The 4,597-nt window shown below is 60.9% G+C and carries 4 protein-coding genes; 1 reads left to right on the top strand and 3 read right to left on the bottom strand.

Going from position 1 to position 4,597, the window contains the following annotated elements; all coding sequences use genetic code 11:
* Positions 1–391: 391 nt before the first annotated feature.
* From ccoM to EJA71_RS07720, 3 genes are all read right to left on the bottom strand, one after another.
* Positions 392–505, bottom strand: a complete 114-nt coding sequence (gene ccoM / locus EJA71_RS27670) for a cytochrome c oxidase subunit CcoM (RefSeq protein WP_041070550.1) — start codon at positions 503–505, stop codon at positions 392–394.
* Positions 506–649: 144 nt separating this feature from the next.
* Complete coding sequence (locus EJA71_RS27345; RefSeq protein WP_178113663.1) at positions 650–811, bottom strand: hypothetical protein; 162 nt, start codon at positions 809–811, stop codon at positions 650–652.
* 134 nt (positions 812–945) lie between these two features.
* A complete protein-coding gene (locus tag EJA71_RS07720; protein ID WP_003222394.1) occupies positions 946–1,287 on the bottom strand; it encodes a hypothetical protein in 342 nt (113 codons plus the stop codon).
* A gap of 241 nt (positions 1,288–1,528) precedes the next feature.
* On the opposite strand from EJA71_RS07720, the gene rapA reads away from it, so the two are divergent.
* Positions 1,529–4,375, top strand: coding sequence for an RNA polymerase-associated protein RapA (gene rapA / locus EJA71_RS07715; RefSeq protein WP_158955654.1), 2,847 nt, complete (start codon positions 1,529–1,531; stop codon positions 4,373–4,375).
* Positions 4,376–4,597: the final 222 nt, after the last annotated feature.

The following is a 4,597-nucleotide window of genomic DNA, read 5'->3' as shown; positions in this document are numbered from 1 at the left end:
TTTTGATCTGTAAGGCGACGTCGGAAGGCTGAGTGGAGGGATTGATCCGGGGGTGGGAGCGCAGCGACCGTTTGGCGCAGCCAAACACAGCGAGAGGAGGTGCAGCGAAGCAAACCGGAGGCGCTGCGCCCGGATCGATCCCGCAGCGAAGGAACCCCGAGCCCCAGCGAGCGGGCCGGACGTAGGAGCAAGCGTCTTTTGCTTACTTTTTTTGGCGTTTGAAAAAAAGTGAGTCGCCGTAAGGGCGAAACCGTAATAAGCCGTCACCGCAACAACGGATATTCACAAAGCACACCCAAAGCCTGGTCGGCCCAAAGGCCGCCAAGGCACAAAAAAAAGGGGCAACCGAAGTCGCCCCAAAATGCCTTGCGTGCTCATCAATCCAGAAGAATCACTTCTTACGCTTATGTGCATCCTTCCAGATAAAAAATCCAAACCCTGCAAAAAACAGAACCATCAGCCCTACAGTCAGGACCCCGGCAAACACCACGTTATCGAAAAACATGACTGGCCTCCTGGCCCTGCTTTGCTGCGATGGGACTAAATTACCAAACACACAGGCGCACACATTGACCAGGATCAATATCCGCAACGGAGGGGAATAAAGGAGGGAAAATAACTGACCTGCATCAACGGATGCAGGGGGAGATCACCGTTTTTTCGGTTTGTTCTTCGATTTTTTCTTGGTCTTGCCCAACGGCATCGCCTGCTCGAAAGCCTGGCGTACTTCGTTCAGGCGTTTTTCTTTGATGTCATGCACCCGTTTGGCGCGCTCGGTGTTGAGGTCGATCAGTTTGTCGTCTTGGCTCATGGCGTTCAGTGCATCGCTTGAAAGAATCACAACTGCCACATCACCGGCAGGACTGCCCCAATAATGCCGACTCGTCCCCACGCTGACCAGCCACCTGGTTAAACGCTATCAAACAAATCATGTAAGCGCCGCAGTCAGATCTCGATATCGACCCACAGACCCTGTCGCGGCTGATCTTCCATCAGCGGCACCACCGGCACCGTGTTGTCGGCGTTAAGCTCGGTGCCGGGCACAGCGAGGTGTTCTTCCGGGTCTTCATCGGCCTCGCGGCGGCGACGATCACGCTCCTGCTGACGGCGCTGTTCCTCACGCGCCAACAGTCGATCCTCTTCCGGATCGCGTTTTTGCAGATCGATCGTGCTTTCGTTGGAGCTTTCCTGCACCGGTACCACCGGAGGAATGTCCGGCCGCTGGCGGATCGGATCCTGCTGGGAAGTGATCGGCACAGCGCTCAGGGGGAGCATCGGTGGCAGCATATAAAGGGTCTCCTGTCAGCAGGCTATCGGCTGCGGCAAAGGCGCCTTGAGCCGTCGGTCGCAAACTTGTGACCGGGTTAACACTCACCGGTGCCCTGTTCTCTCGTAAAACCGACGCATGACCGCCGCCTGCTTCGACTTGCAGCTTGCAGCTAAAAGCTCGCAACTGCTCCTAATCCTTTGGCCTCAGGGACGCATTCCGTTAAGATAGCCCGCTTTTTCAAGGTGGGAGTCAGGCAGCATGGCGCAGCAGTATCAACCGGGGCAACGCTGGATCAGTGACAGCGAAGCAGAGCTTGGTTTAGGCACCGTTCTGGCACAGGACGGCCGCTTGTTGACCGTGCTTTACCCGGCCACTGGCGAAACCCGCCAGTACGCGCTACGGAATGCGCCCCTGACCCGCGTGCGGTTCTCGCCGGGCGACAGCATCACCCACTTCGAAGGCTGGAAGATGACCGTGCAGCAAGTCGACGATGTCGACGGCCTGATGGTCTATCACGGTCTCAACGAGCAGAACGAAGCCGTCACTCTGCCGGAAACCCAGCTGTCGAACTTCATTCAGTTCCGTCTGGCCAGCGACCGCCTGTTCGCCGGGCAGATCGACCCGCTGCCGTGGTTTTCGCTGCGTTACAACACCCTCGAACACACCAGCCGCCAGTTGCAGTCTTCGCTGTGGGGCCTGGGGGGCGTGCGTGCGCAACCGATCGCGCACCAATTGCACATCGCCCGTGAAGTCGCCGACCGCATCGCCCCGCGCGTTCTGCTGGCGGACGAAGTAGGTCTGGGTAAAACCATCGAAGCCGGTCTGGTGATCCATCGCCAACTGCTCTCGGGCCGCGCCAACCGCGTGCTGATCCTCGTTCCGGAAAACCTCCAGCACCAGTGGCTGGTGGAGATGCGCCGCCGCTTCAACCTGCAGGTCGCGCTGTTCGACGAAGAACGCTTCATCGAGAGCGATGCCAGCAACCCGTTCGAAGACACCCAGCTTGCACTGGTGGCCCTGGAATGGCTGGTCGACGACGAGAAGGCGCAAGACGCGCTGTTCGCTGCCGGCTGGGATCTGCTGGTGGTCGACGAAGCGCACCACTTGGTCTGGCACGAAGAAAAAGCCAGCCCTGAATACACGCTGGTCGAGCAATTGGCGGAAACCATTCCGGGCGTGCTGCTGCTTACCGCGACGCCGGAACAACTCGGCCAGGACAGCCACTTCGCCCGTCTGCGCCTGCTCGACCCAAACCGTTTCCATGACCTGGCCGCCTTCCGCGCCGAGAGCGAAAACTATCGCCCGGTGGCCGAGGCCGTTCAGGAACTGCTCGACAAGGGCCGTCTCTCGGCCAAAGCGCACAAAACCATTCAGGGTTTCCTCGGCAACGAAGGTGAAGCCCTGCTGGCCGCGGTCAACGATGGCGACACCGAAGCCAGCGCCCGCCTCGTGCGTGAACTGCTTGATCGCCACGGCACCGGCCGCGTGCTGTTCCGCAATACCCGCGCCGCCGTGCAGGGTTTCCCGGAGCGCAAACTGCACCCGTACCCGCTGCCGTGCCCGGACGAATACCTCGAACTGCCGCTGGGCGAACACGCCGAGCTGTACCCGGAAGTCAGCTTCCAGGCCCAGCCGGACGCCAGCGAAGAAGAGCGCTGGTGGAAATTCGATCCGCGCGTCGAGTGGCTGATCGATCAGCTGAAAATGCTCAAACGCACCAAAGTGCTGGTGATCTGCGCCCACGCCGAAACCGCGATGGATCTGGAAGACGCGCTACGCGTGCGCTCCGGCATCCCGGCCACGGTGTTCCACGAAGGCATGAACATCCTTGAGCGTGACCGCGCCGCCGCTTACTTCGCCGATGAAGAGTTCGGCGCGCAAGTGCTGATCTGCTCGGAAATCGGCAGTGAAGGTCGCAACTTCCAGTTCGCTCACCACCTGGTGCTGTTCGATCTGCCATCGCACCCGGATCTGCTTGAGCAGCGTATCGGTCGTCTCGACCGGATCGGCCAGAAACACATCATCGAACTGCACGTGCCGTACCTGGAAACCAGCCCGCAAGAGCGCCTGTTCCAGTGGTACCACGAAGCGCTGAACGCGTTCCTCAACACCTGCCCGACCGGTAACGCCTTGCAGCACCAGTTCGGCCCGCGCCTGCTGCCGCTGCTCGAAGAAGCCGACGACAGCGAGTGGCAAGCGTTGATCGACGAAGCGCGCAAGGAGCGTGAGCGTCTGGAAGCCGAGCTGCACACCGGTCGTGACCGTCTGCTGGAGCTCAACTCCGGCGGCGCTGGCGAAGGTGAAGCACTGGTCGAGGATATCCTTGAGCAAGACGATCAGTTCGCCCTGCCGATCTACATGGAAACCCTGTTCGACGCGTTCGGCATCGACAGCGAAGACCATTCGGAAAACGCCCTGATCCTCAAGCCGAGCGAGAAAATGCTCGACGCCAGCTTCCCGCTGGGCGACGACGAAGGCGTGACCATCACCTACGACCGCAATCAGGCGCTGTCGCGCGAAGACATGCAGTTCATCACTTGGGAACACCCGATGGTGCAGGGCGGCATGGATTTGGTGCTGTCCGGTTCGATGGGCAACACCGCCGTCGCGCTGATCAAGAACAAGGCATTGAAGCCGGGCACCGTGCTGCTGGAATTGCTCTATGTCAGCGAAGTGGTCGCGCCGCGCGCGCTGCAACTGGGCCGTTACCTGCCGCCGGCTGCGCTGCGCTGCTTGCTGGATGCCAATGGCAACGACCTGTCGCCTCGCGTGTCGTTCGAAACCCTGAACGACCAGCTGGAAAGCGTGCCACGCGCCAGCGCCAACAAGTTCATCCAGGCCCAGCGCGATCAGCTGACGCCACGGATCAACGCCGGTGAGGACAAGATCGCCCCGCGTCACGCCGAGCGCGTGGCCGAGGCCCGTCGCCGTCTGGCGGCCGACACCGACGAAGAACTGGCGCGCCTGACCGCGTTGCAAGCGGTCAACCCGACCGTGCGTGACAGCGAACTGGATGCGCTGCGTCAGCAGCGTGAGCAGGGTCTGGCGATGCTGGATAAAGCGGCGTTGCGTCTGGAAGCGATTCGGGTGTTGGTGGCGGGCTAAACCGCCCCGCTCCACCGCTGAAAACAGAAAGGCCCGCAGCGATGCGGGCCGATCGTTCCCACGCTCCGCGTGGGAATGCTTAAAGGGACGCTCCGCGTTCCAGCTCTGGAAAGGGACGCAGAGCGTCCCGGGCTGCATTCCCACGCAGAGCGTGGGAACGATCAAGCAAAGATCGCAGCCTTCGGCAGCTCCTACAGGAACCGCATTCCCATGTAGGAGCTG

It is taken from the genome of Pseudomonas sp. PB106, from assembly GCF_009764645.1.
Taxonomy (GTDB): domain Bacteria; phylum Pseudomonadota; class Gammaproteobacteria; order Pseudomonadales; family Pseudomonadaceae; genus Aquipseudomonas.
The sequence above is the reverse complement of the archived record's forward strand: the minus strand, read 5'-3'. Positions and strand labels throughout refer to the sequence as shown.